At 38.2% G+C, this 25973-nt stretch carries 29 protein-coding genes, 1 pseudogene, 1 riboswitch and 1 other annotated feature; of the genes and pseudogenes, 20 read left to right on the top strand and 10 right to left on the bottom strand.

Annotated features, from left to right (window positions below; all coding sequences use genetic code 11):
* Positions 1-133: 133 nt before the first annotated feature.
* The 4 genes from CKV71_RS12015 to CKV71_RS12000 all read left to right on the top strand — a co-directional run bounded on the left by CKV71_RS12015 (position 134) and on the right by CKV71_RS12000 (position 3780).
* Complete coding sequence (locus tag CKV71_RS12015; RefSeq protein ID WP_095107067.1) at positions 134-1036, top strand: sulfite exporter TauE/SafE family protein; 903 nt, start codon at positions 134-136, stop codon at positions 1034-1036.
* Positions 1037-1054: 18 nt separating this feature from the next.
* A complete protein-coding gene (sat, locus tag CKV71_RS12010; protein WP_095107065.1) occupies positions 1055-2254 on the top strand; it encodes a sulfate adenylyltransferase in 1200 nt (399 codons plus the stop codon).
* A 5-nt stretch (positions 2255-2259) separates the two neighbouring features.
* Positions 2260-2859: an adenylyl-sulfate kinase gene (gene cysC, locus CKV71_RS12005; RefSeq protein ID WP_095107063.1), complete on the top strand. Its 600-nt coding sequence runs from the start codon at positions 2260-2262 to the stop codon at positions 2857-2859.
* Between the two features lie 138 nt (positions 2860-2997).
* Entirely contained in the window at positions 2998-3780 is a 783-nt protein-coding gene (locus CKV71_RS12000) for a (S)-acetoin forming diacetyl reductase (protein WP_095107061.1), read from the top strand.
* Positions 3781-3953: 173 nt separating this feature from the next.
* Here the strand turns inward: CKV71_RS12000 and CKV71_RS11995 are convergent, their stop codons facing one another.
* On the bottom strand, positions 3954-4427 hold the full coding sequence (locus CKV71_RS11995) for a thioesterase family protein (RefSeq protein ID WP_095107059.1): 474 nt from the start codon (positions 4425-4427) through the stop codon (positions 3954-3956).
* A 165-nt stretch (positions 4428-4592) separates the two neighbouring features.
* Positions 4593-4698, top strand: a riboswitch (SAM riboswitch).
* A gap of 73 nt (positions 4699-4771) precedes the next feature.
* Between CKV71_RS11995 and CKV71_RS11990 the strand changes: the two genes are divergently transcribed.
* The 6 genes from CKV71_RS11990 (at position 4772) to CKV71_RS11965 (ending at position 8886) form a co-directional block, all read left to right on the top strand.
* Positions 4772-4951 (top strand): hypothetical protein, encoded by a 180-nt coding sequence (locus CKV71_RS11990; RefSeq protein ID WP_095107057.1) that lies wholly within the window; start codon positions 4772-4774, stop codon positions 4949-4951.
* Positions 4952-4970: 19 nt separating this feature from the next.
* Positions 4971-5426 (top strand): 2-thiouracil desulfurase family protein, encoded by a 456-nt coding sequence (locus CKV71_RS11985; protein ID WP_095107055.1) that lies wholly within the window; start codon positions 4971-4973, stop codon positions 5424-5426.
* A gap of 105 nt (positions 5427-5531) precedes the next feature.
* Positions 5532-5778: a binding site (T-box leader), on the top strand.
* A 66-nt stretch (positions 5779-5844) separates the two neighbouring features.
* Positions 5845-6972, top strand: coding sequence for a 5-methyltetrahydropteroyltriglutamate--homocysteine S-methyltransferase (locus tag CKV71_RS11980; RefSeq protein ID WP_095107050.1), 1128 nt, complete (start codon positions 5845-5847; stop codon positions 6970-6972).
* A 225-nt stretch (positions 6973-7197) separates the two neighbouring features.
* Positions 7198-7521 carry a PadR family transcriptional regulator gene (locus tag CKV71_RS11975; RefSeq protein WP_095107047.1) on the top strand — a complete coding sequence of 108 codons (324 nt, stop codon included), beginning with the start codon at positions 7198-7200 and terminating at the stop codon, positions 7519-7521.
* Positions 7514-8074: an HAAS signaling domain-containing protein gene (locus CKV71_RS11970; RefSeq protein WP_095107045.1), complete on the top strand. Its 561-nt coding sequence runs from the start codon at positions 7514-7516 to the stop codon at positions 8072-8074. The genes CKV71_RS11975 and CKV71_RS11970 overlap by 8 nt, the downstream gene beginning before the upstream one ends.
* The gene (locus tag CKV71_RS11965; protein WP_157738605.1) at positions 8071-8886 is read left to right on the top strand and encodes a DUF4097 family beta strand repeat-containing protein; all 816 of its coding nucleotides are present in this window, start codon (positions 8071-8073) and stop codon (positions 8884-8886) included. Before CKV71_RS11970 ends, CKV71_RS11965 begins: the two co-directional genes overlap by 4 nt.
* Positions 8887-9126: 240 nt before the next feature.
* Here CKV71_RS11965 and CKV71_RS11960 read toward each other — a convergent pair whose 3' ends face one another.
* The 5 genes from CKV71_RS11960 to CKV71_RS11940 form a co-directional block, all read right to left on the bottom strand.
* Complete coding sequence (locus CKV71_RS11960; RefSeq protein WP_167376376.1) at positions 9127-9450, bottom strand: hypothetical protein; 324 nt, start codon at positions 9448-9450, stop codon at positions 9127-9129.
* Positions 9444-9833, bottom strand: coding sequence for a hypothetical protein (locus tag CKV71_RS11955; RefSeq protein WP_095107039.1), 390 nt, complete (start codon positions 9831-9833; stop codon positions 9444-9446). Before CKV71_RS11955 ends, CKV71_RS11960 begins: the two co-directional genes overlap by 7 nt.
* Complete coding sequence (locus tag CKV71_RS11950; RefSeq protein ID WP_095107348.1) at positions 9830-10372, bottom strand: DUF805 domain-containing protein; 543 nt, start codon at positions 10370-10372, stop codon at positions 9830-9832. Before CKV71_RS11950 ends, CKV71_RS11955 begins: the two co-directional genes overlap by 4 nt.
* A 109-nt stretch (positions 10373-10481) precedes the next feature.
* Entirely contained in the window at positions 10482-11015 is a 534-nt protein-coding gene (locus CKV71_RS11945; protein WP_157738604.1) for an HTH domain-containing protein, read from the bottom strand.
* 368 nt (positions 11016-11383) lie between these two features.
* Positions 11384-12082, bottom strand: coding sequence for a type 1 glutamine amidotransferase domain-containing protein (locus CKV71_RS11940; protein ID WP_167376375.1), 699 nt, complete (start codon positions 12080-12082; stop codon positions 11384-11386).
* Between the two features lie 701 nt (positions 12083-12783).
* Here CKV71_RS11940 and CKV71_RS11935 point away from each other — a divergent pair.
* The 8 genes and pseudogenes from CKV71_RS11935 to CKV71_RS11900 form a co-directional block, all read left to right on the top strand.
* Positions 12784-12942: pseudogene (locus CKV71_RS11935) on the top strand (isoprenylcysteine carboxylmethyltransferase family protein); the annotation flags it as partial.
* A gap of 130 nt (positions 12943-13072) precedes the next feature.
* Complete coding sequence (locus tag CKV71_RS11930) at positions 13073-13807, top strand: alpha/beta hydrolase (RefSeq protein WP_095107033.1); 735 nt, start codon at positions 13073-13075, stop codon at positions 13805-13807.
* Between the two features lie 270 nt (positions 13808-14077).
* The gene (locus CKV71_RS11925; protein ID WP_095107031.1) at positions 14078-14668 is read left to right on the top strand and encodes a TetR/AcrR family transcriptional regulator; all 591 of its coding nucleotides are present in this window, start codon (positions 14078-14080) and stop codon (positions 14666-14668) included.
* Between the two features lie 307 nt (positions 14669-14975).
* Positions 14976-16307, top strand: a complete 1332-nt coding sequence (locus tag CKV71_RS11920) for a sodium-dependent transporter (RefSeq protein ID WP_095107029.1) — start codon at positions 14976-14978, stop codon at positions 16305-16307.
* A gap of 201 nt (positions 16308-16508) precedes the next feature.
* The gene (locus CKV71_RS11915) at positions 16509-17405 is read left to right on the top strand and encodes a PLP-dependent cysteine synthase family protein (protein WP_095107027.1); all 897 of its coding nucleotides are present in this window, start codon (positions 16509-16511) and stop codon (positions 17403-17405) included.
* A gap of 42 nt (positions 17406-17447) precedes the next feature.
* A complete protein-coding gene (locus tag CKV71_RS11910; RefSeq protein ID WP_095107025.1) occupies positions 17448-18593 on the top strand; it encodes a trans-sulfuration enzyme family protein in 1146 nt (381 codons plus the stop codon).
* Positions 18594-18710: 117 nt separating this feature from the next.
* Positions 18711-19331 (top strand): LysE/ArgO family amino acid transporter, encoded by a 621-nt coding sequence (locus CKV71_RS11905; protein ID WP_095107023.1) that lies wholly within the window; start codon positions 18711-18713, stop codon positions 19329-19331.
* Between the two features lie 25 nt (positions 19332-19356).
* Positions 19357-20145 (top strand): arylamine N-acetyltransferase family protein, encoded by a 789-nt coding sequence (locus CKV71_RS11900; RefSeq protein ID WP_095107021.1) that lies wholly within the window; start codon positions 19357-19359, stop codon positions 20143-20145.
* Between the two features lie 40 nt (positions 20146-20185).
* On the opposite strand, the gene CKV71_RS11895 is transcribed toward CKV71_RS11900, so the two are convergent.
* Positions 20186-22621 carry a 5'-nucleotidase C-terminal domain-containing protein gene (locus tag CKV71_RS11895; RefSeq protein WP_095107019.1) on the bottom strand — a complete coding sequence of 812 codons (2436 nt, stop codon included), beginning with the start codon at positions 22619-22621 and terminating at the stop codon, positions 20186-20188.
* Between the two features lie 476 nt (positions 22622-23097).
* Between CKV71_RS11895 and CKV71_RS11890 the strand changes: the two genes are divergently transcribed.
* Positions 23098-24117: a LysM peptidoglycan-binding domain-containing protein gene (locus tag CKV71_RS11890; protein ID WP_095107017.1), complete on the top strand. Its 1020-nt coding sequence runs from the start codon at positions 23098-23100 to the stop codon at positions 24115-24117.
* Between the two features lie 122 nt (positions 24118-24239).
* On the opposite strand, the gene CKV71_RS11885 is transcribed toward CKV71_RS11890, so the two are convergent.
* The gene (locus tag CKV71_RS11885; protein ID WP_095107015.1) at positions 24240-24536 is read right to left on the bottom strand and encodes a HesB/YadR/YfhF family protein; all 297 of its coding nucleotides are present in this window, start codon (positions 24534-24536) and stop codon (positions 24240-24242) included.
* A gap of 165 nt (positions 24537-24701) precedes the next feature.
* Between CKV71_RS11885 and CKV71_RS11880 the strand changes: the two genes are divergently transcribed.
* The gene (locus CKV71_RS11880) at positions 24702-25091 is read left to right on the top strand and encodes an NUDIX domain-containing protein (protein WP_095107013.1); all 390 of its coding nucleotides are present in this window, start codon (positions 24702-24704) and stop codon (positions 25089-25091) included.
* A gap of 29 nt (positions 25092-25120) precedes the next feature.
* On the opposite strand, the gene CKV71_RS11875 is transcribed toward CKV71_RS11880, so the two are convergent.
* Positions 25121-25411 carry a HesB/YadR/YfhF family protein gene (locus tag CKV71_RS11875; protein ID WP_095107011.1) on the bottom strand — a complete coding sequence of 97 codons (291 nt, stop codon included), beginning with the start codon at positions 25409-25411 and terminating at the stop codon, positions 25121-25123.
* 195 nt (positions 25412-25606) lie between these two features.
* Complete coding sequence (locus tag CKV71_RS11870; RefSeq protein ID WP_095107010.1) at positions 25607-25879, bottom strand: hypothetical protein; 273 nt, start codon at positions 25877-25879, stop codon at positions 25607-25609.
* Between the last annotated feature and the right edge of the window lie 94 nt (positions 25880-25973).

The following is a 25973-nucleotide window of genomic DNA, read 5'->3' as shown; positions in this document are numbered from 1 at the left end:
AACAAAGAAAGTGAAATTTCTTCAACTATAAATCCTTGTAAACCAATAGGAATAGTAAAATTATTGGCTTAAAAGTCAGTTAAAATAAATTGAAAATTATGAAAATATCTACTCGAAGAAAGGAGCAGAGACAATGAAAAAATTAATAATAATCGCTTTTGTCGGTTTCTTTGCACAACTGATTGACGGGTCTCTCGGCATGGGGTTCGGTGTTACTTCATCATCTATCTTATTAACACTCGGACTCACTCCTGCCATTGTTTCAGCGACAATTCATTTTTCTGAAATTGCAACTACCGCAGCATCAGGTATTTCACATATGTCATTTGCAAATGCAGATAAGAAACTCATTCTAAGATTGGCGGTGCCGGGATCCATGTTCGCTTTCATCGGTGCAGCCTTAGTCAGTCATCTGCATGCTGGATTAGTCAAACCGGCCGTTGCTTTGTTCCTGATTTCGATTGGATTATATATTCTGTACCAATTTGCATTTAAAGGTAAAAAAAGCTACAGCGACGGTCCTCCACCAAGTAATAAGCTGTTAATTCCGCTTAGTTCTTTGGCAGGATTCTTAACAGCTGTCGGCGGTGGCGGTTGGGGACCGGTAAATACATCGGTATTAGTTTCAAGACGTAATGCGAACGTACGTCACGTCATCGGCAGTGTTTCAGTCAGCGAATTCTTTGTTACCATCGCTGCTTCTATCAGTTTCTTAATTTTCCTAAGATTAGATCAAATTAATTGGGGATTAGTAGCTGCATTGAGTATCGGAGGCGTGGCAGCCGCACCATTTGCTGCATGGATGGTAAAGGTGATTCCGGTAGAAGTACTTGGTATTTTTGTCGGCGGTTTAATTATATTTACTAATAGTAACACGTTGATGAATGCTTTCGGCGCTAATGCAGGAATCGCAGCAGTGGTAAGAATTACAGTAGTAGTCGCATGGTTAGTACTTTTAGTTTACACCTTGAATAAAGCTGGCAAATTGCCCAACTTTTTTCAGAAAAAGCAAACACATAAAGTAGGAAAAAATTAAACAAGGGAGATGGATAAAATGGCAACAGCAACTCAAATTATCAAGGATACAAGCACACCTCATGGTGGAGAACTGATTAACCGACAACTTGAAGGTTCAGAAAGAGAAGCATTTATTAAAGAAGCGGCTTCTTTCAAGAAATTGACGTTGAACGCATGGAGTTTATCTGACTTGGAATTAATTGCAATCGGCGGATTCAGCCCTTTAACAGGATTTATGGGAGAAGCGGATTATACGAATGTGGTGGAGAACTTGCATTTAGCTGACGGCACCTTATGGAGTATTCCTATTACTTTACCTGTAACTGAAGCACAAGCTGAGACTTATCAAGTAGGTGACAAAATTGCTTTGTATGGTGAAGATGACAAACTTTATGGAGTATTAGAATTACAAGAAAAATTTACTTACGATAAAGAAAAAGAAGCGCAGAATGTTTATGGAACAACTGAAGAAGCGCATCCAGGCGTGAAAAAAGTATATGAAAAAGGTAACGTTTATTTAGCAGGTCCGATTCAATTAGTGAACCGTCCTGACCATAGTGAGTTTGAAGAATTCGAATTAGATCCAATTGAAGTCCGACAAATGTTTCATGATTTAGGTTGGAAAACAGTAGTCGGTTTCCAAACACGTAATCCAGTTCATCGTGCGCATGAATATATTCAGAAAGCGGCTCTAGAAACAGTGGATGGATTATTATTAAATCCTTTAGTGGGCGAAACGAAAGCGGATGATATTCCAGCAGATGTACGTATGGAAAGCTATCAAGTTATTTTGAAAAATTATTTCCCGGAAAATAGAGCGCGTTTAGCGATTTATCCAGCAGCAATGCGTTATGCAGGACCACGTGAAGCTATCTTGCATGCCATTGTACGTTTGAATTACGGTTGCACACATTTCATCGTGGGTCGTGACCATGCTGGTGTAGGTGATTACTATGGTACATACGAAGCACAAGAACTCATTAGTCAATATGAAGATGAACTTGGCATTAATATTATGAAATTTGAACATGCCTTCTATTGCACAAAATGCGAAAATATGGCGACAGCTAAAACTTGTCCGCATGATAAAAAATATCATGTACATTTAAGCGGTACAAAAGTACGTGAAAAACTACGCAACGGTGAACCATTGCCGAAAGAATTCTCAAGACCTGAAGTAGCAGAAGTGCTGATTCGTGGTTTGCGCAGACATAGAGAACAAAATGGGGAGGCTTAAAGGAAATGGTTAAATCGCAAAATATTACTTGGCATGATTCAGAAGTAACAAAAGCAGAACGGCAAGAGAAAAATGGCCATAAGAGTGTGGTGCTCTGGTTTACTGGCTTATCAGGTTCTGGGAAATCAACCATCAGTGTTGCTTTAGAAAAAGCATTATTTGAACGTGGCGTCCGTTCTTATCGCTTAGATGGTGATAATATCCGTCATGGATTGAATAATAATTTAGGGTTCAGTCCTGAAGATCGAAAAGAAAATATCCGTCGTATTGGAGAAGTGAGCAAACTTCTAGCGGATGCTGGATTAATCACTTTAACGGCTTTTATTTCGCCTTATAGAGAAGACCGTGACCATGTACGTGAAATCTTAGAAGATGGCGAGTTTGTAGAAGTTTATACCAAAGCAAGTGTAGCAGCTTGTGAAGAAAGAGACCCTAAACAATTATATAAAAAAGCACGCGCAGGAGAAATTAAAAACTTTACGGGTATTGATGCTCCATATGAAGCTCCTGAACAACCAGAAATCATCGTGGATACTGAAGAAAATTCGGTAGAAGAAGCGGTAGAACAAATTATCCGATATTTAGAAGACCAAAAAGTAATATAATTTTTTAAATGAGAAGCACATACAGTAATGAGGGACTGTATGTGCTTATTTTTGTGGATTATTTTGAGATTATTCAGAAAATAAACTATAATATAAGTGAGAATTCATATTTCATACAACAAGGAGTTGGACATCAAGATGACAGAAGTAAAAGGACAAGTAGCATTAGTTACAGGTGGAGGGCAAGGTATTGGGGAAGCCATTTGCCGAAGATTAGCAGCAGATGGGTTTAAAGTAGGAGTTGCAGATTATAATATCGAAACTGCTGAAAACGTTGCGCAAAGTTTAAACGATGAAGGTTATGAAGCATTAGCAGTCAAAGTGGATGTAGCTGATCGTGATCAAGTCTTTGCGGCGGTAAAAGTAGTGAAAGAACACTTTGGTGATTTCAATGTGATTGTAAATAATGCTGGTTTAGGCCCGCAAACACCATTAGATACAATTACGTATGAACAATATCGTCAAGTATTTGATGTCAACGTAGGTAGTATCTTCTGGGGTATTCAAGCAGCAGTAGAAGCTTTTGAATCTTTAGGACATGGCGGTAAAATTATCAGCGCTTCTTCACAAGCAGGTCAAGTCGGCAACCCAGGTTTAGCTTTATATGGTGCTACTAAATTTGCGATTCGCGGAATTACACAAACTGCAGCACGTGATTTAGCAGACAAAGGTATTACAGTGAACGCTTATTGCCCAGGTATTGTGAAAACACCGATGATGGAAGATATCGCGCAAAAAACTGCGGATGAAGCGGGCAAACCTTACGAATGGGGAATGGAACAATTCTCTAAAAATATTGCATTGAAACGTTTATCAGAACCATCTGATGTCGCTGCATGTGTATCTTATTTAGCAGGACCAGATAGTGATTACATGACAGGACAAGCATTGATTATTGATGGCGGTATGGTGTTTAACTAAGCAATATAAGATGAAACGAGCTGGGACATTATAATGTCTCAGCTCCTCATTTGAAATGGCAGTAGCTAACTGAATAGAAAATGCGCTTGTCCCAAGCTTTTTTCTATTCTAGCTAGCTTTGCCGGGGCAGAACGACGAAATAATTTAAATCATATTATTTCTGTTCTGCTCCCTTATTTTTTACGTCTGATTCCAATTTGATGTCCTAATTGTTTCGGCGTTTCAAAATCCCCTTGTTCTTGATAATATTTTTCGATATTTCCATACACGAACTCAGGGAACTCAGCACTGCGACGTTCTTCGTTATTAATGCACATCATAATGACTTCATAAGCCGCTGTTTGTACACCATCTTGATTGAACATTTTTAAGAAGAAGTGCACACGTTTATGGTCGAAGTCATAAACATATACTTCCACTTTAAATTCTTCGTCTAAGACCATTTCTTTCATGAAAGTAATATGTGCTTCTAAATTAAAAATAGTTGTATCGTGGTTTTGACGATAATCAATCGAGAATCCTAAACTTGCAAAGAAGCCTACTACAGCATCGCTGAATATAGAGAAATATTGCGCGTCATGTAAATGTTGATTATGATCAATCCAAGACGGATGGACCTTATCTTCGTATGTATAAATTGTACCCATATCAAACATCTCCCTTTATTTGAACATATTTGAAGTTTAACATAATTTTGTACAATAAATAGTTTAGATGGTTTATAAATGAAATTTTCGACTTTCTCTTATTTTTTGTAGTGAATAAGTTGAAAAAGTACAGGAATACGGTATGATTATAAATGAATAAAATAGTTCTTATTAAGAGTGAGTGGAGGGACTTGGCCCTATGAAACTCCAGCAGCAACCGTTTTGCGGTATCGTGCTAAATCCAACAAGTTGATGACTTGAAAGATAAGAAGATGTGTTGAAGCGCTTCTTCTTGTAAGGAGGGCTATTTTATTTATCCAAAAATAATAAAGGTGGTAAATAAAATGAAACAATTCAGCAAACAACAAATTAGAGAAAAGATGGACGAACTCGAACACTGGGAAAATTATAAACCTATGAATATGGCGAGCAGCATGGGAAGAAAAGCACAAATCAACAATCTTAAAGCTTCAATCAGAGGAATGGTGCCTATTGAAGTGATTAAAGAATGGTTGAAGGAATAAGAATGTGAGATAAAATATTATGATAGCAATCAGTGCATGTTTAATTGGCGAAAATGTTCGTTATAACGGTTCAAACAAGTTAAATCAAGAATTGCAAGAGCTAGTCACACAGCATAAAGCCATCAGTATTTGTCCTGAAGTATTAGGAGGTTTATCTACACCTAGACCTCCTGCAGAAATTGTAGGTGGCGATGGTAGAGGTGTATGGAATGATAAAGCAAAAGTTTTAACCAATACTGGAGAAGATGTGACAGCACAATTTAAGGAAGGTGCTTTAAAGGCACTAGAAGTGCTTCAAACATATGGTTGTACTGCTGTTGTGCTTAAAGCTGGAAGTCCTAGTTGCGGCTCGAAAGTTATTTATGATGGTACGCTCTCTGGTGAATTAAAAAAAGGAATAGGAGTGACTGTCGCTTTATTTGAAGCTCATAACATTCGAGTTAAAGATGAAAATAATTGGAAAGAATTATTATAGAACCAAAGTTATAAAGAGTTTGTTGAAAATAGCAAACTCTTCTATTAATTTTAAAGTTGACAGAATATTCTTTTAAATATACAATGAGCATTAATCAAATAATTCGAAAAGATAAAGATGAGTAAAGTATATATTTAAAAATCTTCAGAGAGCTTTTGTGTGGTGTGAAAAAGTGATTTGAGAATATAGAAAATGGACTCTGAATCTGTTAGCTGAATGATTAAGTTGACACGTAGTGGCGCGCGTTATAATCGCCGGAAGTACTAATATTTAATAGTGCTTTTTCAGAGGTGTGCTATGATGCATACAAACCCGGGTGGTACCGCGTGGAAATAGATTCTTCGCCCCTATAGAGCTTTAGCTTTATAGGGGTTTTTCGTGTTATTTGGACAAGATAAATAAAACAGGGGGATTTAACATGAGTGAATTATTAAGATATGACATTGTAGGAAGTTTTTTAAGACCGGAAGCTTTGAAAGCAGCACGTGCTCAATTTGAAGCAAGTGAAATCGACCAAGATGCACTTTCGAAAGTAGAAGATGCAGAGATTAAGCAACTCATTACAAAACAAGTAGAAAATGGTTTGAAATCCATTACAGATGGAGAATTTCGTCGCAGTTGGTGGCATTTAGATTTCTTTTGGGGACTAAATGGTGTAGAGGCGATTAAAGATGCAGGAGGATTTGAGTTTGCGAATGTCCAATCTCGCTTTGAAACAGCAAGATTAAGCAATTACATAAGCGGAGAACATCATCCGTTTGTGGAACACTACAAATTTTTAAAAGCACACACACCAGAAGGCATTGAAGCACGACAAACTGTGCCGGCACCAGCGCGCTTATTCTCTGAACTGACACGTAAAGAAAATATTGAAGCGACTAGAAAATTCTATCCCACAGATGATGCATTGATTGACGCGATTGCACAAGCTTATCAAACTGTCATCCAAGATTTATATGACGAGGGGTTACGGACTATCCAATTCGATGATACTACTTGGGGCAGATTAGTAGGAGATCAAACAGAAATTAACGGTAAAAATGGAGATGCGAAAGAGAAAGAACGTTTGAAAGAAGTATTTGTAAAAGCGAACAACAAAGCCATCGAAGGATTGCCTGAAGATTTAACGGTACAAACACATGTGTGTCGTGGAAATTACCGTTCAACATGGTTTGCTGAAGGGGCATATGATTCCGTTGCCACTCCGCTTTTTGATAGAGAAAATGTTGATAATTATCTTTTAGAATATGATACAGACCGTTCAGGAGGGTTCGAGCCGCTAAAATATGTGTCCGAAGGTAAAAATGTGGTGCTAGGATTAATTACTTCGAAAGACGGCCAACTCGAAGACCGCGATGAAGTCATTGCACGAATTAAAGAAGCAAGCCAGTATATTCCGTTAGAAAATTTAGCCTTGAGTACCCAATGCGGATTTGCCTCTACTGAAGAAGGCAACAATCTTACTGAAGAAGAGCAATGGGCTAAGATCCGTTTAGTGAAAAGTATTGCAGAAGAAGTGTGGAATACTGAAAAAGTTGAAGGATAAGTAGAATAAGGGAGCAATCGTTGTTTTGGGTTAGCCGAAGCAACGATTTTTTAATGCTTAGAAAGCTTTAATAGCAGGGTTGATGGCTTAGACAGAATATCTGACACAACTTATACATATATTTATTAACCAGTACCTTGTAATGTTTAATACTGCATGCTATATTATAGATAACAACTAGTGAACATTACACAGTACTGAGTAATGTATATTGGAGGTAATGCGATGAATATACAATTTAAAAAAGGTGCATTGGAATTTCTAGTATTACTCATCATTAAAGGTGAAGATCAATACGGATATTCCTTAGTCCAAAAGATTACACCTCGCATCGCAATCGCGGAAGGTACGGTATACCCGCTTATGCGCCGCCTGGTAAAAGAAGGTTATTTAACCACTTATTTCAAACCATCCACAGAAGGTCCTGCCCGTAAGTATTACAAAATTACTGAAGAAGGTAGAGAGCGTCTTCAGTCGCTACTAGCAGAATGGAAAGATTTCACCGATGCTGTCAATTTGTTTATAAAGGAGAGTGAAACCGATGAGTAAACAAGAATATTTGAGATTATTAGATCGCTATTTAACAAGAGTCACTCCAGAAGAGCGACGCGATATTTTAGACGAATATGAAACACACTTTATCAGCGGTAAAGAAGCTGGTAAATCAGAAGATGAAATTGCTGAAGAACTCGGTAATCCTAAATATATCGGCCGTGAAATGAGTGCCACTGCCGCAATGGATAAAGCAGAGAGCTCTAAAAATCCTAATCATGTGACAAATGCCGTACTAGCAGTTATGGGTCTCAGCATTCTTAACTTCTTTGTAGTCATGGTAGTACTGACTACATTGATTGGTCTCCTTTTTGGACTAATCACAGCAACTGCCACGCTTCTGGTTTCGCCTGTTTTACTCTTAGTAAAAGGTTTCATAGACGGATTCGGTACCATCATTCCTTTGGATATCTACTCAGTCTTTGCTTTATTCGGTGTCGGATTAATGCTTCTAGTCATTACGTACTTAGCTTGTAAGTGGAGCTTCATCTTATTCATGAAATATCTCAGATGGAATATCGATGTTGTGAAGGGAAGTGCACGCTCATGAAAAAAATATTAATCATTTTATTTACAGTCGGGCTGCTCATGTTCATCGGATTTGGCTCAGCAACCTTTTTTGAAGCTAAAAAGATTGCAAATCAACCAAGAACGCCTGTCCACTACGTAAAGGATTATCAAAAAGAAGATGCTGCAATTAAAAAGTTGAAAGTAAATAGTCAGTTGGCTGATGTTAAAGTGCAACGTGGTAAACATTTTAAAGTTGAAGCGGCAGGCGGAGATAAAAAGAAAACAGAAGTAACAAGTGAAATTAAAGACGGTACATTGATTGTCAAAGAAAAACACAAAGGTTCAAAAATCAATTTCAACATCGGAGATATCAAGGCTTCAGACATTACGATTACAGTGCCGGATCGCATGCTAGAAACAGCAGAATTATATAATGACTCAACTGACATTACCGTAAAAGGATTGAAAGCTAAACAAGCCACTGCTAGCGCAAGTACAGGAGATATTGAATTTAGAAATAGTGATATCAGCCAATTGAACCTAGTCAATGATACAGGAGATATCGACTTGGCTAAAACGCATTTCAAAGATATAACAGCTGAAAGTGACACTGGCGACATTACTATTAATTCAATTAAGGGAGACGCTAATATTAAAGCAGACTCAGATACTGGCGATATTGAATTGAATTACACAGAACCACCTCAAAATACGAAACTCATTAATCATACTGATGAAGATAACGGCAGTGAAGTCAGAGTGAATCAACCTCAATTGAAAGCTGAAAAATATGGACAAGGCAAATATAAAGTTGAGGTAGATACAGATACGGGTTATGTAGAAATCAATTAATATTAATAGCAAGAGCGGGATTAAATTATGTCCCGTTCTTTTTTTGGTACAAAATTGTAATTATATGAAATGAATATTTATTTCGACTTTAAGTTTAATAACTTTGTCTGTGCTTTCTTATTCGCATCCTTATAAACCAGCGAAATTACAACAGATACTTTGTACACTTAAAAAAGAAACCTAGGAGGGTGGGGAAAAGAATAAAACTCCACTTTACCTAGGTTATTTGTATACACTCTATTAATTTTCAAGCTCGCTTCTACTAAAGTTATAGACGTTCTTATCGTTTTTCAAATCGTCTTTAGATAATGGAACCAATTTCTGATCTTTCTCTAATAAAGTAGTGAAACCTAATGATTTATCAGTGTCATCACTGCCAGTCACAACAGAAGGATCGAAAGTAAATGTGCCGTAAGTTTTAGGTTTGTCTGTAGGGTATTGAGTGCCGCCGCTGCTCGTTTCCGAGTATGCTAAGTGACTCTCGTTGTTACTTAAATCTTCCATAACACGGTCTACGGATTTTGTGTCGTGGTCCTTCATTCCTTTTTTATTGCTAATTACCATAGAGTGACAAGAGGTTTATTGTCGCTGTTTTCAATCACGATGTAGGCGGGGTCTTGCCATTTGGCTTCTTTATATTTAGAAGCGTTTTCTTTTTTCAATTTATCTTCTAATTCAGAAGGGGTATTACTTTCAAGGAAGGTTGTGGGCATTTCAGCTGATTGATTAATTGGAATGGATTTGATTTTGCCGTTCTTTGTAAAAATAATTTGCGAAACATATCCAGAATGCTCACCGCCACCGCCTGTTGCCCAAATCACATGTTCGTGTTCATCGTTGATAATATCTTTAATCGAAACTTCTTTTTTATCTTTAAAATCTTTTTCGCATCCTGTTAAAGTCATAAATAAAACAAGTGCAAATAGAATCGTAAATATCTTTTTCATTGTTGAGCACGCTCCTTTGATGGTGAAATTAAAATGGTGAAATTGTAGATAAATAAACCGATTGTTACTAATAAGAGCAACGATGCGATAGGGTTACCTGCACCGCTAGATACTTCAAAAAATGGCTCGATAGGTAAAATAAGACTTACCCAAATGCTCCACTTGCGCTTCTTTACATCGTTAAAACGTCGATATGTAATGGCGAGTTGAGGACAGAGTGTTACGATGATAAAGAATATCGCTATATATAATAGCGGAGACGCTTGTCCGGTTAATTCGTCTCTACCAGTAATACCGATAATTAATAATAGAGTTGTGATCAGAATATTAATAATCGTACTTACCCAAAAAGGTGTCCGTTTTGTCTTACCTTTAAAGTTAATAAAGTTTCGCCAAAAAGCTTGGTAATTCTGCCAAATATTAAGTTCAGAAGAAGCGGAAGACGTGGCGGTTTGTGTATTAGATGCGATAGGTGCACCACACTGAGCGCAAAATGCATCATTTGAATTTAATTTAGCTCCGCATTTATTGCAATACATTATGAGTAACCTCCTTATAAGTTATCGAATTCTTTTTCATTACTATTACTTTGGCCACACCCCGCTATAAGAAGCGGAGCTGCAATCAAAAGTGCAGGGATTAATTTTTTCAAGTTGTGCCTCCTGAATTTGTTTTGATTTCTTGATTTAAATATGTTTTTTGCATCTCTAACATCGCATCTACGACCTTCTGAAGAAGAGAAGCAGGTTCAATGACCCGAATACGAGAATGGTAAATAAAGACGAGAGAAAGTGCGTTCGGTTCGGGTATCCGCATCCGAACAAGTACCACATCCTCTGCTTTGTGTTGAATCAGTTCTGAGGTGTAATAAGGGCGGAGTTTATCAAAAACTTCTAATGTCATTTCAAAGGTGACAGAGATTTTAGGATAATGACGAAAGTTTTTAGGATTAATTAAATCAGGACGATTGAGATAATAACTCTCAGCTTTAGCATCATATAAAATCTGCGTTTGCCAAGATCCATTCTCAAACAAATAATTCCTTAAATTATCAATATCACGTTGAATTGTGCGCTTATTCACATCGAAACGTTCAGCCAAATCAGATTTATTTACTGTTTGTCGTTGTACGAGTCTTGTGTAAATATTTAAAATACGATATGCCTGTTCCGTAATCCTCACCTCAATTCGCTAACACTATGATACAAAAGAGATATAGGCACGAAAAGTCACTTTGAGGAGAATTTTGAAATTCTCTATAATACTTACTACAATAGGGCTTTAAACAATTTATTTTTAAATTTTTCTTTCGATAAAGACATCTCATGTCCAACCGACCTCCTTATTTAGATTCACGGCCGAACCTACACGTTAGGTCAACGTGTTTTAAAGCACCTTCATTTTTGGAAAAGAAAAGACGGGAGAGCGGGCACAAGCTTGAGAGGGCATTTTTTTCAGAGGTTTTGTAAAGGTTTTCAATGATAAAAAACGGCAGGGCTCAAAACGAAAGTTTTGAGCCCTGCCGGCGCGGTTTTTGTTTTTAAGGTTACTTATTTCACATTCAATAATTCTAATACTTTTTCAGCTACCGCTTTAGGCGATTGTGGATTTTGACCTGTAACGAGGTGGCCGTCTTGCACGACGTAAGGACGAAACGGCAAGAAACCTCTGCTGTAATCTGCACCCTCATTTTTTAATTTGGTTTCTAACATAAAGGGTACTAATTTTTTGCGGTTCGCTAATTTTTCTTCTAAATTAGAGAAGCCTGTTAAACGTTTGCCATCGACATAGTAACGTCCATCACGTCCTTTAAAGTCGAGAAAAGCACAAATACCATGACACACAGCTGAAACAACGCCGCCATTTTCTCTGACAGCTGCAATAACACGCTGAATATCTGGATTTCCTGGGAAATCATACATTACACCGTGACCGCCAGTGAAATAAACAGCGTTGTAGTCGGTAGGTGTCACTTCTTTAATAGAAGGTGAATTTTTCAATAATGTCATAAATGTATAATCATTTAAATATTTCTTGGTAAGTTTATCTAACATTAAACGTGACGTACTCACGGGATCAATCGGCGTTAAACCGCCTTTTATGTTCACGATATCAATTTGTACGTGGTTTTGGTGCAGTAAATCATAGAAGTGGACAAGTTCTCCTAACCATAATCCTGTTGGAACACTTGAATCTGCAAAGTAATCTGTACTTGTATTAACAATTAAAACTCTCTTAACCACGATCATCCCTCCATACTTTCAATAAGTATCTTCATTATATAGTATTCATACCCTTAAACCTATATGATATGCACTTTTGTATTTTTAAAAGGATATTAATCCACTCGGATTAGTTAACTTTAAATTTAAATTATTAACTATATTTAATTTTTTATTTAACTTTAATTAATGGGCATCGACGAGAGTTGCTAGTAAAATAAATGGTGTTGATAAACAAAGTTGAACATCCGTATACACAGAAATCATCATGACTTGCATCATAGACTTACAACAGAATAGTTATTACATCTATTGAATCAGCTGCTCATCTAGAAACCACCATAGTATTTTCATCTGTATCAGAGATTAAGCGTATTATCGACAGCGTAAGTTTTTCACAAGTAGATATTATTTCTTCACTTCCTAAAGAATATCGAGCATCGCTTGATAACAGTCACAATATTCTCCTAATAGAATAATATCTCTCTCAGTTGAATAAAATTGAGAATGACTCGTACAACTCCAAAGACGACACTTCAAAATTTCTCAATTCTTTACCGTATGCTCTTATGATGATTTTATCCCTATCTTCATAAATACATACGGTTTTTTATTTGATGGATCTTCTATAATTACCGTGATTTATTTTCTACTTTAATTCATCATCTGAAGTTCGATGGCATTTCTCTTTTTGATTTAATTCTATTAACTCTAGGTCCTATCTGGATTTTAAATATATTAAGCATCCCAATTACTTTTTAAACATTATTCCTGAATTAATCGGTGTGATTTTGTTGACGCACGCATACATTGTGACGCTGTTGTTAATTCCATATAGCAATCTGCGTATTCGCCAGGAAGAACAGGCAAAGTCGCATCTATATTAAAGTTAAGGGTATCTTTTAAGCGGTCAGGCGCTTTCTAGGTACTCTTTTTTTCATAAAAAAGGTTGTAAGATGGTGGAACTTCTGGAAAGGTTGTACAATAACAGATAAGAATACTCGGGAGTGAATTGTTATGTTGAATGTCAAAGCACCAAAAGATCTTTATTTGAAGGGCGGCGAACGTGCAGTGTTGCTGCTGCATTCGTTTACGGGTACGGTCCAGGATGTCAAAGCGATTGCTGAAACTTTGAATGAGGAGGGTTTTACGTGTTATGCGCCATGTTATTCGGGGCATGGCTTACCCGTGTCTGAATTTGTCCACCATGATATTTTGGATTGGTGGATGGATGTTGAAGCAGCGTATCAATTTTTGCGCAATGAAGGTTATGAGCAGATTGATGCAATCGGTGTGTCGTTAGGCGGTATCTTTTCTCTGAAATTGGCTGAGCGGTTTGAAATCGGTCGGGTGGTAGGTATGTCTATACCTTATGAGAAGAAAGAAGCGGGTGTATTGGAACGTTTGACTGCTTATGGCGAGCGCTTGCAGCATTATATTTTATGCACAGCAGAAGAACAGGAAGAAGAAATGGCGCATGTACCGGAGTATCGTTCGGGAGCGATACGTTTTGAAGGCTTTACGGATCAAACGATGCAGCAATTGGATAAAATTCAGGTTCCGACATTATTGTTATATGGCGGGAAAGATGAACCGTCTTATCGTGAAAGTGCCTTTAAAATAGAAGCGCAATTGTTAAATGTGCAAGATAAAACGGTCGAGTGTTTCGAAAATGCGGGTCACCTCATGCCGCACAGCCCAGATAAAACAGCCATTATCGAAAGAATTGTGGATTTTATGTGTAAAGGGTAATAATTTCGTAAAAATAATTTACAAAGATAGTCTAATAGCGTAATATGTATAAAAATAGTGATAAACAATCTATTTTTTAAATGCATTTAATTCATCTCATTATTCAATGTGAAGGCATAGCTATAAAATGATTGAGTTAAGTTAATGGATAAATAAAGAATTTCATATTTTAATGGAATTTTTATAATAATGGTAATATTTTTGTGTAAACATGATAGACTTGAAACAAGCATCATTTTCAAATCGAGAGAAGAGTGGGGGAATTCCGTATTGAGAAGTGAAATTATAGATAATGCAATTGAACTGTTTGCACAGAAAAGTTATTTCGGCTGTACATTAGATGAATTAGCTAAAAGTGTAGATATAAAGAAAGCAAGCTTATATTATTATTTCCCAAGCAAAGCCGCAATTTATCGTGAGTGTACTCAACGTTGTATTGATTATTTCGACCGTGTGATTAAAGTACAGAAAAATAAAAGCGCTTCCACATTGACTTTAGGCAATTTAAAACAATTTATCTTGGATACTGTATTTAAAACAGATATTAATTATTTACGTTTGTATTTGCAATTTACACAAGCGCCAGATGAATTTAAAGAAGAGTTATATGAAGGGGTTTCAGGTTTGCATGAAGAATTAGATGACGTTTTTAAACGTTATTATGAAGCGAATGATATTGAAGTTTCCTTTAAAGAATATCGTGAATTAGTATTGGGTGTCATGGAAAGTGGATTTATCCGCACGACGTTTATTAATTATTTTGATGAACTCAGCTATCGCCGTAAAACTTTAAAATTAGATGTTGCGAATATGTTAGATTCCTTATTCGAATTAAATGAAACTGTAAAAGAAAATCAATAAATCATAGCATTAATTTCATATAGATTAACCATATGGAGGTTGGCCAATTACTATGGCGCAATCTCTTTTATTTTGTCTGAGCCTTGTGATGACAGGAGGGAAGAGGATTCAGAAGCAAAAAGCACAGTTGCTGAAGTGCTGAAATTGTGATATAGTTTACTTAATTACTTAAACGCTTTAACGCTTTAAAGTAAATGTCGGGAAATCAACTTTTTAAATTAAGCAGTTCACAATCAGAACGGTTTAATTCTATTATTAATTCAACCCTAATGCGGATATCACATACAGAGAGAAAAGGATGAACGAAGTGTCTAAACAATCACAATGGAAAACGTCAACTGGTTTTATTTTAGCGAGCGCGGGCTCCGCAATCGGACTCGGTGCCATGTGGAAATTCCCATATATGGCAGGAGTATACGGTGGAGGCGCGTTCTTACTTATGTTTTTAATCTTTACAATATTTATCGGACTGCCTTTACTGATTATGGAATTCACCATCGGAAAACTCGGCCGTACTTATACCACTGCTATTTTTGGAAAGCTTTCCGGTAAGAAGTGGACCAATATTATCGGCTGGAGCGGGAATCTCGCAGTGTTCGTGCTCTTCGGCTTCTATAGTGTAGTCGGCGGCTGGATTATTATCTATATTGCACAAGTAGCCATGCAGCTGGTCGGATTGGGAAGCGGATTACTTGCAGATATTCATTTTGACCAAGTTATCAGCAATCCAGTGTATACTATCACGGGTCAAGGTATCTTTATTTTAATTACTATGGTCATTGTGATGTTGGGTGTCGAACATGGTTTAGAGAAAGCATCCAAAGTAATGATGCCCTTGCTCTTCATTTTCTTGATCTTGATTGTAATTAAATCATTATCACTAGATGGCGCAGCAGATGGCGTACGCTTCATCTTAGAACCGCGCATGGAAGATTTATCGATGCAAGGTGTACTCTTTGCTCTAGGACAATCTTTCTTCGCCTTGTCACTCGGTACAACCGGCATGATTACCTATGCCAGTTATGCACCTAAGGAAATGACTATTAAAACATCCGCGCTGTCCATCGTCATTATGAATATTATCGTATCCTTGCTTGCAGGCCTGGCAATTTTCCCGGCCATCAACGCATTCGGTTACAAACCAGAAGAAGGACCCGGATTACTCTTTAAAGTCTTGCCGCGCGTCTTCGAACAAATGAGTTTCGGAACAGGTTTCTACCTGATATTCCTAATCTTATTCTTATTCGCAGCCTTGACTTCATCCATTTCATTGCTCGAATTGAACGTTTCCAACTTTACCAAGAACGATAACCGCAAACGTACCAAAGTTGCAGTCATCGGCAGCGTGCTCGTCTTCTTGCTCAGCATACCCGCGACCCTGTCATTCAGCAGCTTAAGCGGTATTCATTTCGGCGCCGGCAGCATCTTCGACAACATGGACTTCCTCGTATCCAACATCTTGATGCCTTTAGGCGCATTGGCAACCACCCTCTTTGTAGGCCAGTTGTTGAAAAAGAAAGACTTGGAGAGTGTCTTTGGCCGAGATAAGTTGAAACTCTTTGTGCCATGGTATTACTTAGTAAAATATATTTTGCCCGCAGTCATATTGTTAGTCTTTGTTATGCAATTATTTAAATAGAAGCTTCAGAACAGAAGGGAAAACTCAACAACATTTCCTCTTCTGTTCTTTTTTTATAAGAGAAAATAAATAGAAATAGCTTAATTGCAATATGTGCCCTAATGGGTTATAATCCATATCAGTATAGTAGGAATAAAGGGAGAGTTTCAAAATGAGAATGGAATCGGGCCATTCTGCTTGGAATTCTCGGGGAGGACACTCATGATTGCATTTGATTTAATCGGCAATACCCCTCTAGTCAAATTGGAATCGTTCAGCGATGACAACGTTGAGATTTATGCGAAATTAGAACAGTACAATCCTGGCGGCAGTGTGAAAGACCGCTTAGGCAAATATCTGATCGAACAAGCAATGGAACGCGGACAAATTCAACGTGGCGATACGATTGTAGAAGCTTCAGCTGGTAATACCGGAATTGGATTAGCTATTGCAGCCAATCATTACGGTTTGCATTGTGTGATTTATGCTCCGGAAGGTTTTGCAGCTGAAAAGATAGCGATTATGGAAGCGTTAGGTGCAGAAGTTATCCGCACACCGCAAAATGATGGGATGATTGGTGCACAGAACGCTGCTAAAGCTTATGCGGCAGAACATGGCGCGTATTACACTAACCAATTCGAAACAGAGGACAATCCAGGTGCTTACCGCAACACGTTGGCACAAGAAATTTTGAAGGAATTACCGGAATTCGATTATTTCGTAGCCGGCGTCGGTTCTGGCGGTACTTTTACAGGAACAGCTGAAGGCTTATCAGAACGTCACGCTCAGAACATTCTGATCGAGCCTGAAGGGTCCATCTTGAACGGCGGGCCAAGACATCTGCATGATACGGAAGGCATCGGTTCTGAAAAATGGCCGGGCTTCTTGGAAAAAGATTTAGTCTCAGAAATTTTAACGATCAGTGACGCAGATGCATTCAAAAATGTTAAACAACTCGCATTGCAAGAAGGTATTTTAGCCGGCAGTTCATCGGGGGCTGCATTGCAAGGTGCTTTAGAAATAAAGCAACGTATCGACAAGGGGATTATTGTCACTATCTTCCCAGACGGCAGTGACCGTTATATGTCGAAAGCAATTTTTAATTATCAAAGCAAATAAAGTATTTTTCAAACCTATTGAATAAAGGAGTCGAAAGAGATAATGAAAAAGAAAACACAAATGGTTCATGGCGGACATACCACTGACGATTATACAGGTGCGGTAACAACACCGATTTATCAAACAAGCACTTATTTACAAGATGATATTGGTGATTTACGTGAAGGATACGAATATTCACGCAGCGGCAACCCTACACGTGCAGCTTTAGAAAGCACAATTGCTGACTTAGAAGGCGGACGTTTCGGTTACGCATTTGGTTCAGGTGTGGCAGCTATTTCTGCAGTTGTGATGTTATTAGACAAAGGTGATCACATCGTTGTAAACTCTGACGTCTATGGCGGTACTTTCCGCGTGTTGACGAAAGTCTTCAGCCGTTTAGGTATTGATGCTGATTTCGTAGATACAACGCACACTGAAAATATTGAAAAAGCAATTAAACCAGAAACTAAAATGTTATTTATCGAAACACCATCTAATCCATTATTACGTGTGACAGATATCCAAGCTTCAGCTGATATCGCACGCAAACACAACTTGATTTCAGTAGTGGATAACACATTCATGTCACCTTATTTCCAAAATCCATTAGCTTTAGGTGCTGACATTGTCTTGCATTCAGCTTCTAAATATATCGGCGGACACAGTGATGTTATCGCTGGATTAGTTGTGACTGATAACGAAGCATTAGCTGAACGTATCGGCTTCATTCAAAACTCAACAGGCGGTATCTTAGGACCTCAAGACAGCTACTTGTTGATTCGCGGTATTAAAACATTGGCATTACGTATGGATCAAGTGAGCCGCAACGCTGTGGCAGTCACTGAAATGTTATCAGAACATCCAAATGCGGAAGCAGTCTTCCACCCAAGCTTGAAAGATCATTTGAATCATGATGTGCAAGAACGCCAAGCTTCTGGACACACAGGCGTTGTTTCCTTTGTCGTGAAAGATGTCGACGCTGCTAAAGCAGTGATTCGTGAGACTGAATATTTCACATTAGCAGAAAGCTTAGGTGCAGTTGAAAGCTTAATCTCTGTACCAGCACTTATGACACACGCTTCAATTCCTAAAGATGTACGTGAAAAAGAAGGCATTGCAGACGGACTCATCCGTTTATCAGTAGGTATTGAAGATACAGACGATATTGTAGCTGATTTAAAACAAGCATTAGATAAATTGAACTAATATAGATAGGTAGAAATGCGCTTACCCGATGAGGTAGGCGCTTTTTTGATGCGAAATTTATTTTGAGAATGATTAGAAATTTGTGTAGAATAGAAAACAATTCTATCAAATAGGGAGATGTTTAGATTGCAGCCGATTATCCACGGATTTCTACTTGCTCTAGGTTTGATTTTGCCATTAGGCGCACAAAATGTCTTTGTTTTTAACCAAGGGGCCAATCAGAAGAAATGGATCCATGCCCTGCCGGTAATTATAACAGCTGGATTATGCGACACTTTGCTAATTGTACTTGCCATTTTAGGCATGTCGTTGGTTTTAATGTCGCTACCGGTATTGCAGCTGATTGTATACATCGTCGGACTTATCTTTCTGCTCTATATGGCTTGGTCATTATGGAGAGAGAAGCCTGACAAATTGCAGAACTTCGAGCCGATGAGCGCGCGAAAACAAGTCGGATTCGCGCTATCTGTTTCATTACTGAATCCACATGCCATTATGGATACTATCGGCGTAATTGGAACGAGCGCTTCAGTTTATAATGGACTCGATAAAGTCTTGTTCACAATAGCAACCGTCTCTGTCTCCTGGCTGTGGTTCATCTTCTTAGCGATTGCAGGCCGAATGTTAGGTTCTGTCGATAAAACAGGCAGATACATTGTGATATTGAATAAAGTATCGAGCGTTATTATTTTAATCGTTAGTTTTGTGATAGTGAAACATATTATTCAACTTTTGTAAGAGTAGAGAAAAGGGAGGCTTTGCGATGACAGATTTTCAACAGTTGGACCGTTATTTAAAGGTGGATACGAAACAGAAAGCTGCAGATTTAGCGACGTTAAACATGTTGATCCGCCACTATATGCTGCAGGTGCCGTTTGAGAATATCAATGTACAGAATGGCTGGCCGCTTGCGTTGACGGATAAGGCGATGATGCACAAGGTGGTGGATGAGCATCGAGGCGGTTTCTGCTATGAAATGAATTATTTCTTCAAACATTATTTAGAGTATCATGGATACAAGGTGGGTGCGATGTCTGCGACGGTCATGAGTCCGCATGGTTGGGCACGCGAGAATTCACATATGTCGCTAGTTGTGGCAGTAGATGATACGGAATATGTCGTCGATATCGGCTTTGGCGACATGCCGAAATTTGCCATGCCGCTACATACTTGTCCGGCAGAAGGAATGCGTGATGTGACTGGTCTTTACCGGGTACACTTTGCGGATGCACAGCATTATGATGTGCAGAAATGGTCAGAAGCGGAAGAGGAGTGGCACATACAATATCGAGCGTTGTATCAGGAGAAGTCGCTTGAAGATTTCGCAGACGGCATCGACTTCAACCAGTACCATCCCGATTCTCCGTTTGTGAAAGGCCTGCTCATCACGAAAGCCACTGAGACTGGTCGTCATACCATGACTGAGCGAAAGCTTACTATCTTGTCTAAGGGGGAAAAGAAAGCCTTGGATGTGAAACCTGCCAATTATGAGGGGCTCTTGTCGAAGTATTTCGGTATTCCAGAGATGCAGATAGCAACATTTGATGCGTGATAAAAGAATAGAAGCGGGACAATGTGATGTCCCGCTTCCATTATGCCGCTTCATCTTGTTTACGTTTTGAATATAAAACACCGATACCTAACAAGATAAGTGTTGTCGGTAACACAGGTGAATTGTACGTTTCAGATTGTCCTGAAGCTGGCAATTCACTATCTTTATAATGTGAAGCTGGCAAGGCAACAACATTATTAGTAGCGGTATGTTTGTGATTTAGGACAGCATGTGTCGTCTCGTCGTTTGATTTATGGCTCGCTACATGCGTTCTATCACTCACAGTAGCTATATTGCCGTCTGGAGAATGAGTTGTACCTGAGTTGCCGTTACCTGTCGAGCCAAGACTCACGCCAGACGCATTATTGTTACGCTTTAAGCTGTCTTTTAAAGTGACAACAGAGTTATTGCTAGAACTATTAGAGTTGCCAACAATACCTGTATTATCTGCAGTAGTTGGAGCTGATCCATCATCTTTCTTATTATTCTCGATGTTAGCATTATTAACATGCTCATTGTTATGAGCTGCTGAAGGATTATCCTCTGCGACTGGAGGATTTCCATTAATAATTCGTGTGGTATCGTTTGCAGCATATTGATCTAAATCTGCATGCTTCAAGTAATCCGCAAAGACTTTATCCAGAGAAACACCTTCTTCACGTGGACCGCCAAGCATATCATAGCCGTCACCGCCTGAAGCAGTAAAGTCATTAGTTGTCATATAATAAGTTCGCTCAGGGTCTAATGCTTCAAATTGATGCGTCTTTTTATTCAGAACTTCAATTTTCAATACGCGAGAACCTGGGTTTTTATGAATGTCATAATAGACGCGGATTGATTTAGAAACATGCAAGAAACCACCATTTGCTCCTAATTTGCCGTCTTGTACAGGGGCACTTAAACTATGCTCAAACATCTTTTGAACATTTGCGCCTTTCACTTGAATTTGAGAAATTGTATTGCCGAAAGGAAGTACCGTAATGACGTCTCCCAAGGTTACATTCTTACCTTTATCAATCGAAGCTCGAATACCGCCTCCATTGGTTACTGCAAAGTCAGGCGAGTGAGAGAACCCATCTTCACCATAAGCTTCCATAGCATCTGTAATCGCATTTCCTAAATTGGTTTCACGAGTACGTACATCATCACGTTCACCTGCAAACTGCACAGGATTATTCGGAATGACCACTTCTGAAACTTGATTATCAAATTTCGCTTTTGCCTCATCCATCAATTCTTGTAATTCAGCATCAGGCTTTACTTCGGCAGTATCTTTCACATTAATCAACGAATCACGTACATTTGAAACCACACCGTTTAAATAGTCGAACTCTACCTTGCCAATATTTTCCAAAGCTGTTCCTGTTTGAGCTAATACTGTATTTTGGTTGATGCGGCCATTTTGGATTACCGTATGCGAATGGCCATCCAATACTATAATTTCCTTACCTTTGAATCGTGCATCTTGAGCTAACGTATTGGCTAACGTGTCTCCGCGCCATGCTGTTTTCGTAGAATTATCCACTCCTAAGTGCGCCAACACGATAAAGACATCAGATTGATTATTGATTTGTGACAATGTATTTTGAACTGCTGGAATCGGCTCAGTAAATGTTACACCCTTAATATTATTAGGATGCGTTTTGACTGCCGTTTCAGGCGTCGTCACACCCACAATGCCGTAGCGGATACCATTTTTCTTCACGATTGTATAAGGGTCAAAGAGTAATTTTCTGTCCTTATATGTATTCGCTGAAAGAATCGGAAACTTTAATTGTGTTTTATATTTCACCGCTTGATCCAAACCAAAGTCGAATTCATGATTGCCGACTGCCATTGCATCATAGCCGACACTATTCATTGCTTTCGCCATATCTGCGCCTTTCGTATTATTCGAAATTGGCAGACCTTGGAAAGCATCACCAGAATCCAACATTAAATCCGGTTGTTCTTCCTTCTTAATAGACTTCAATTTAGACATACCTACTACACGGCCCTCCTCACCTAAAATCCGGCCATGCATATCATTAGTGTGCAGAATTTTCGCATGCTGAGCTGACTGTTGTGTCTGGACAGGCGGCTCAGAAGCTGAGGCTGATAATTGCTCAGTATGCGGCTGCTCTGTAGCGGGAGCAGATGTTGTATTCACACTCGGCTGCACTGCGGCTTCAGAAAAAGAAACCTCTGAAGAGAGCTTGGCTTCTGCAAGATTCTCCTGTTGAGAGGGCACAGTATTTACAGTGCTGCTTGTTTTTTGAGTGGTTGTCGCAGTGTTATTATCTGTCGTGTTCGCTTCAGCAGTTGTATCTTTAGTAGTAACTGTTGTCTTTTCCGAAGATGTGGAAGGTTGTACAGGTGCTGTCAAAGTTGACTGCTCTGCAGGCTGGACCGCATTCTCGGCTGCAAAAGCAGAAACATGGAACAATACAAATAAAACTGCAACTAAAAACAAAGTTTTTAGAAGTGCTTTTTGCATGAATATCCTCCTCGTATATTAAATTAATATACAATTCATCTGTATCGTATCATCATCGATTTTTCAGAAAAATTGTATAACTTCATTTTAACAATTTAACTGTAAATAAAAGGTATGCTTTTTGTAAAAATTATTAAAAAATAAAAGAGAAAGACTTTAGAAATTAAAAATAATACCTGATAATAAAGTTTCTCGACCGTTTATGAAACTTTCGAAGCGGCGCTTGGCAGGTACACCGTATAGTTGATTTAACACGTTTGAAAGCGCTTACTCTATGCGTTTTTTAAAGTAGAAAAATGAATTGTAATCTAAATGTCATCTAATAAACATATTAAGTAACACGACAATGTGTATAATAATTAAGTGTATAGGTGGAAAAGAGAGATGATTATCAGCAGGTTCATCATGCAAGGGCAAAGCGAGAGATGAACGTGAAACTGATAGGTAGAATATAAAATTGTCAGGAGGCATTTCCATTGCAAAAGAAAATTATAGCTGCCGTTGTTGGGACAGGAGCCGTTTCTGCAATAGCAACTGCAGGAGCAGCCGATGCAGCAACAACACATCGCGTTCAAAGCGGAGACTCTTTATGGTCCATTGCGCAGCGTTACAACACATCTATTGCGAATATAAAGTCGCTTAATAACTTAAGTTCTAACTTAATTTTCCCGAATCAAGTTATCAAGGTATCAGGGACAAGCACGTCAACGAACCGCAGCACATCTGGCAGTTCATCTGCATCAGGCGGTTCAACTTATACGGTAAGAGCAGGTGATTCTTTATCACTGATCGCTTCTAAATACGGGACGTCTTATCAAAACATTATGAAACTTAATGGATTGAACAGTTTCTTGATTCATCCAGGCCAAGTCTTGAAAGTATCTGGTACAGCATCTGCACCAGCAGCTTCAAACAATACAACAAGAACGCAAACAAATACAGCAACGGGTTCAACTTATACCGTTCAACCTGGAGATTCTTTATCTTTGATTGCTTCTAAATATAATACAACTTATCAAAATATCATGAATTTAAATGGTTTAAATAGTTTCTTGATTTTCCCTGGTCAAAAGTTAAAAGTTACAGGCTCTACAGCCGCAGTGACTAAATCTCCATCACCTGCAGCATCTACAGGTGCCGGTGGTTATTATTCTCCTGTCTTCAATCATTCAAATTTATATGATTGGGGTCAGTGTACATGGCACGCATTCAACCGCCGCGCTCAAACCGGTAAAGGCATTAGTACTTACTGGTGGAATGCGAATAACTGGGATAATGGTGCACGTGCAGATGGATACACTGTTGATCATAATCCGACAGTAGGTTCTATCTTACAATCAGATGCCGGATACTACGGACATGTTGCCTTCGTAGAACGTGTGAATGGCGACGGCAGTATAACTGTCTCTGAAATGAACTATTCAGCAGGTCCAGGCTTTGCAACTTATCGTACAATTCCAGCAAGCCAACGAGGCTACTTTAATTATATTCATTAATTCATAGACTTTGAAAAATAAGCCCAGAGGCGTTCTGCCTCTGGGTTTTTGAGTTTGGAAAAAAGAATGATGGATTTCGCTCTCAATAGGAAGAGTCGGGACAATTCTTATCTTTCAAACATTTATAATTGTGTATTTTTATATACGATTTCATCAATATCAGCGTTATAATCCACTAATAAATCAAGTCCTTTAAAGAACCATTCGTCAGATTCATTAATGTAAAAAGTAATTCTGTCAACAGTAATAGAAGCGGATGCATTTTTATCATGCGGCTCAACTTTGAAAGCAGTTGTAAAATGTTCATGCAACCCTGTGTGTACATAAGTTTGAACATAGAAATTAATTTTAGCACCCGGTTCTAAGTCCAATTCATCTCTAAACCATTTCAAAGCTTTGTCTGTAACTTCAATTTTCATAATGTTTCCCTCCTGGATGTCTTTTCATAGTATGCTTGAATATCCGATTATGAGTTTGTGAACTAATTCACTATCTAACGTGATTATATCAGATTTAAGCGGAAGTAGATATAAAAAGTTTGATATACTAGCTAAAAATAAGACCTAGAAAGGAGCATATTATAGATGATACGTTGTGTCTGCCTCGTAGCAGAAACTAAAGAACGAATTCTCTTAGTCCAAGCACATAATCGTGCAAAATATTATTTCCCCGGGGGTAAGATAGATCCAGGCGAAACGCAGATTGAAGCACTCATACGTGAAATATTAGAAGAACTCAACCTTGAACTTTCCCCGTCAGAAGTAGAATATATCGGGACAGTTATTGGGCCTGCGTACCCGCAAAAGAATGCACAGACAGAGCTGAACTGTTATAGAGTACTTCATGAAATTGATTGGGACGAACTCCGCCCGGCTGGAGAAATTACTGATTTGTGTTGGATATCAAAGCGCGATACTCAACATATTGCACCAGCTGTTTTAAAATGGATAGAGAATAATAAAACGGATATTTGACCTTTCTCAGTCAAATATCCGTTTTATGTTTATTTAAAATCGTAATCGATTTCGTCTTTTTCTTGATCATATTTAATATATAAATCGTAACCTTTGAAGAACCATTCGTCAGATTCATTAACATAAAAACTAATATCTTCAACAGTTATTTCAGCTGCAGCTTCTTTATCATTCGGATCAAATTTAAATCCTAGCATAAAGTTATCATGTAATTTGCTGTTTCCATATGTTTGCACAAAGAAATTAATTTTATCTCCAGCTTCTAAATCAACTTCTTCTTTAAACCAATTTAAAGCTTCATCTGTAATGTGGATTTCCATGATGTACCTCCTCGTTTTCTCTTTCAGTTTGCTTAATCATCATTATAAGTGGTTTATTTTGAATAAGAAATAGGCTGCTAGACTGATTATAAAGGAGTGTACTATAATATTGTTCAAATAGCTGCTGCTAGTTCAAAAAGAGGGACTCGGACAATATTATATCCGAGTCCCTCTTTCTTTCTCAATTCCTATCGCTTAGTTATTGCGCAATTCTTTGAAGCGATTATAAGATGTTGCGAATACTGCTATTAAGTTGCTGAATGAGAAGACTTTAGTTAAGAAGCGGCCTGATTTCAATGCTGTGTAGAAATCAAGAATGCCTCCGACCACATTAATTGCTAAGCCGACTTGTGATAATTTACGACTCTTAGAACGTGCAATATAAGTGTTATAAATTTCAATACCGAATCCTACTGTATTCAAAACGTTAGAAAGACGGCGTAATTTTGATTTTGGTTGTTTTGCCATGTAGAGTAAACCTCCTTGTGTAATTTTTTCAGTGTTATCTATTATAACATTACTTATTCTTTCGCACGATGATTACACTTGCGCACGCGCCGTT

Origin of the sequence: Staphylococcus piscifermentans (genome assembly GCF_900186985.1) — a bacterium.
In the GTDB taxonomy this organism is placed as follows: domain Bacteria; phylum Bacillota; class Bacilli; order Staphylococcales; family Staphylococcaceae; genus Staphylococcus; species Staphylococcus piscifermentans.
The sequence above is the reverse complement of the archived record's forward strand: the minus strand, read 5'-3'. Positions and strand labels throughout refer to the sequence as shown.

Excerpts from the sequence above, each read along its gene's own strand:
- sat (WP_095107065.1), top strand. The coding sequence starts at position 1,055 with ATGGCAACAGCAACTCAAATTATCAAGGATACAAGCACACCTCATGGT.
- CKV71_RS11940 (WP_167376375.1), bottom strand. The coding sequence starts at position 12,082 with ATGATCGTGGTTAAGAGAGTTTTAATTGTTAATACAAGTACAGATTAC.
- CKV71_RS12015 (WP_095107067.1), top strand. The coding sequence starts at position 134 with ATGAAAAAATTAATAATAATCGCTTTTGTCGGTTTCTTTGCACAACTG.
- CKV71_RS11895 (WP_095107019.1), bottom strand. The coding sequence starts at position 22,621 with ATGCAAAAAGCACTTCTAAAAACTTTGTTTTTAGTTGCAGTTTTATTT.
- CKV71_RS11995 (WP_095107059.1), bottom strand. The coding sequence starts at position 4,427 with ATGGGTACAATTTATACATACGAAGATAAGGTCCATCCGTCTTGGATT.
- CKV71_RS11870 (WP_095107010.1), bottom strand. The coding sequence starts at position 25,879 with ATGGCAAAACAACCAAAATCAAAATTACGCCGTCTTTCTAACGTTTTG.
- CKV71_RS11875 (WP_095107011.1), bottom strand. The coding sequence starts at position 25,411 with ATGGAAATCCACATTACAGATGAAGCTTTAAATTGGTTTAAAGAAGAA.
- cysC (WP_095107063.1), top strand. The coding sequence starts at position 2,260 with ATGGTTAAATCGCAAAATATTACTTGGCATGATTCAGAAGTAACAAAA.
- CKV71_RS11885 (WP_095107015.1), bottom strand. The coding sequence starts at position 24,536 with ATGAAAATTGAAGTTACAGACAAAGCTTTGAAATGGTTTAGAGATGAA.
- CKV71_RS11955 (WP_095107039.1), bottom strand. The coding sequence starts at position 9,833 with ATGAAAAAGATATTTACGATTCTATTTGCACTTGTTTTATTTATGACT.
- CKV71_RS11905 (WP_095107023.1), top strand. The coding sequence starts at position 18,711 with ATGTTTAGATTGCAGCCGATTATCCACGGATTTCTACTTGCTCTAGGT.
- CKV71_RS11950 (WP_095107348.1), bottom strand. The coding sequence starts at position 10,372 with ATGTATTGCAATAAATGCGGAGCTAAATTAAATTCAAATGATGCATTT.
- CKV71_RS11930 (WP_095107033.1), top strand. The coding sequence starts at position 13,073 with ATGTTGAATGTCAAAGCACCAAAAGATCTTTATTTGAAGGGCGGCGAA.
- CKV71_RS11985 (WP_095107055.1), top strand. The coding sequence starts at position 4,971 with ATGATAGCAATCAGTGCATGTTTAATTGGCGAAAATGTTCGTTATAAC.
- CKV71_RS11965 (WP_157738605.1), top strand. The coding sequence starts at position 8,071 with ATGAAAAAAATATTAATCATTTTATTTACAGTCGGGCTGCTCATGTTC.
- CKV71_RS11900 (WP_095107021.1), top strand. The coding sequence starts at position 19,357 with ATGACAGATTTTCAACAGTTGGACCGTTATTTAAAGGTGGATACGAAA.
- CKV71_RS11915 (WP_095107027.1), top strand. The coding sequence starts at position 16,509 with ATGATTGCATTTGATTTAATCGGCAATACCCCTCTAGTCAAATTGGAA.
- CKV71_RS11880 (WP_095107013.1), top strand. The coding sequence starts at position 24,702 with ATGATACGTTGTGTCTGCCTCGTAGCAGAAACTAAAGAACGAATTCTC.
- CKV71_RS11970 (WP_095107045.1), top strand. The coding sequence starts at position 7,514 with ATGAGTAAACAAGAATATTTGAGATTATTAGATCGCTATTTAACAAGA.
- CKV71_RS11975 (WP_095107047.1), top strand. The coding sequence starts at position 7,198 with ATGAATATACAATTTAAAAAAGGTGCATTGGAATTTCTAGTATTACTC.
- CKV71_RS11910 (WP_095107025.1), top strand. The coding sequence starts at position 17,448 with ATGAAAAAGAAAACACAAATGGTTCATGGCGGACATACCACTGACGAT.
- CKV71_RS11980 (WP_095107050.1), top strand. The coding sequence starts at position 5,845 with ATGAGTGAATTATTAAGATATGACATTGTAGGAAGTTTTTTAAGACCG.
- CKV71_RS12000 (WP_095107061.1), top strand. The coding sequence starts at position 2,998 with ATGACAGAAGTAAAAGGACAAGTAGCATTAGTTACAGGTGGAGGGCAA.
- CKV71_RS11960 (WP_167376376.1), bottom strand. The coding sequence starts at position 9,450 with ATGGTAATTAGCAATAAAAAAGGAATGAAGGACCACGACACAAAATCC.
- CKV71_RS11990 (WP_095107057.1), top strand. The coding sequence starts at position 4,772 with ATGAAACAATTCAGCAAACAACAAATTAGAGAAAAGATGGACGAACTC.